The sequence below is a fragment of the Paraconexibacter sp. genome, assembly GCF_041602235.1.
Classification (GTDB): Bacteria; Actinomycetota; Thermoleophilia; order Solirubrobacterales; family Solirubrobacteraceae; genus Paraconexibacter.
Map to the genome: position 1 here is coordinate 1 of NZ_JBFIGP010000443.1, position 2,089 is coordinate 2,089.

Sequence of the window (2,089 nt, forward strand, 5' to 3'; positions counted from 1 at the left end):
CGCCAGAAGCGCTCGAACAGCGATGCGGGGTCGTCGGACGGCAGGCCGGGCCCGTGATCGCGCACCACGAGCGCGACGTGTCCGTTCGACGGGTCGGAGGACGCGCTGACGTCGATCGGTGACCCTGGCGGCGTGTGCACCAGGGCGTTGCGCAGCAGGTTGGCGAGCACCTGTCGCAGCTGGTCGGGGTCGGCGAGCACGATCGGATCGTCGTGCGGTTCCACGCGCAGGGCGATCTGCCGGTCCGGCGCGGTGACCCGCGCATCCTCCACCGCGTCGGTCGCCAGGTCCGCGACGTCGACCGGCTCGCGGACCGTCGCGCGCGTCTCGTCGAGCCGGGCCAGGGCGAGCAGGTCCTCGACGAGCACCCCCATCCGCGTGGCCTCCTCCTCGATCCGCCGCATCGCCTTCGCGCTCTCCACCGGATCGTCCCCGGCTCCCATGCGGAACAGCTCGGCGTAGCCGCGGATCGACGCCAGTGGGGTGCGCAGCTCGTGGGAAGCGTCGGCCACGAACTGCCGCAGACGATCCTCGCTCTGCCGCTGGCCCGCGAAGGCGGTCTCCAGCCGTCCGAGCATCGTGTTGAGCGCCAGGCCCAGTCGACCGACCTCGGTGTGCTCGTCCGCGGGTTCGACGCGGTGCGAGAGGTCCCCGGCGGCGATCTGGTCCGCGGTGAGCGCCATGCGGTCCAGGGGCCGCAGCCCGACCCGGACGAGCAGGAGCGCGACGCCACCCAGCACGCCGAGGACCGCGACGATGACCAGGCCCTCGACCAGCAGCAGCTGGGACAGCGTCTCGTCCATCTCCGTCAGCGGCACGGCGATGACGTCGAGGGACCCCGACACCGGGTCGCGTTCCGCGGCGACGCGGAAGCGTCGGCCCGAGGTGTCGATGGTCCGCCGCTCCCCGGCCTCCAGGTCCGTCGGGAAGTCGATCGCGTCCGCCTCGGTGTAGCCCGAGACGACCTGCGTGAGCACCTCGCCCGCCGGGGAGATGCGCTCCCCGTAGGTACCGGGCGGCAGGTTGGTGGGCGGCCGGCCGCCCCCGGGGCGCGGGCGACGGAAACGCTCACCGATCCCGGAGCCGGTCCCGAGCTCGGCATCGAGCGCCCGGGAGATCGCGGGCAGCCCGTCACGGGCCTGCTCGTCGATGCGGTCCTGCAGGAAGTTGCGCTGGCTCGCGTACGTGACGGCCCCGAGCACGACGAGTCCGACCGCGGCGATCGCCAGCAGTCCGAGCACGAGGCGGGCCCTGAGGGACAGCGACCTCACCGCGCGCGCTAGCTCCGGGGCAGACGCATCGCGTACCCGACGCCGCGTGCGGTCTGGATCAGCGGCGGCCCGTGGACATCGAGCTTCTTGCGCAGGTAGCTGACGTAGGTCTCCAGGACGCGGGCGTCACCGCCGAAGTCGTACTCCCAGACGTGATCGAGGATCTGCGCGCGGGTCAGCACGCGGCGCGGGTTGCGCAGGAAGTAGCGCAGCAGCCGGTACTCGGTGGCCGTGAGCTCCACCGGGTTCCCGGCCCGTGTGACCTCGCGGGTCTCCTCGTCGAGCTCGACGTCCTCGAACACGAGCCGGCTGGACTCGGGCTTGGCGAGTCCGGCGCGACGCAGGATCGTCCGGATGCGCGCGACGAGCTCCTCGAGGCTGAACGGCTTGGTGACGTAGTCGTCCCCGCCGGTCGTCAACCCGCGGACCTTGTCCTCCGTCGCGTCCCTCGCGGTGAGGAAGACGATCGGGACCTGGGCGCGCTGCGCGCCGAGCCGCTCTGCGACCTCGAAGCCCTCCATGTCGGGGAGCATGATGTCGAGCACCATGAGGTCGGGCTTGAACGTCCGGACCGCCTCCAGCGCGCTCTTGCCGTCGCCGGCGGTCTCGACCGTGAAGCCCTGGTAGCGCAGGGCCATCGCGACGACGTCGGCGATGTTCGGCTCGTCGTCGACGACGAGCACGCGATGAGCGGGGGCATCCGTGGTCTGGCTCACAGCGTCAGTATCGGGTACGAAGCTGTGAGGTTCCTGGGAGGAACCTGTGGACCTCAGGCGTGGGTCAGGACGTTGAGCACCTTGCCACTGGGGTCGCGGACG

General features: G+C 71.7%; 2 protein-coding genes. Both read right to left on the reverse strand.

The window, feature by feature from the left end:
• Positions 1-1,271, reverse strand: a 1,271-nt coding sequence (locus tag ABYE80_RS20195; protein ID WP_372792145.1) for a sensor histidine kinase, incomplete at its 3' end; no start/stop codon positions are given.
• Between the two features lie 8 nt (positions 1,272-1,279).
• Positions 1,280-1,987: a response regulator transcription factor gene (locus ABYE80_RS20200; RefSeq protein WP_372792147.1), complete on the reverse strand. Its 708-nt coding sequence runs from the start codon at positions 1,985-1,987 to the stop codon at positions 1,280-1,282.
• Positions 1,988-2,089 lie beyond the last annotated feature (102 nt).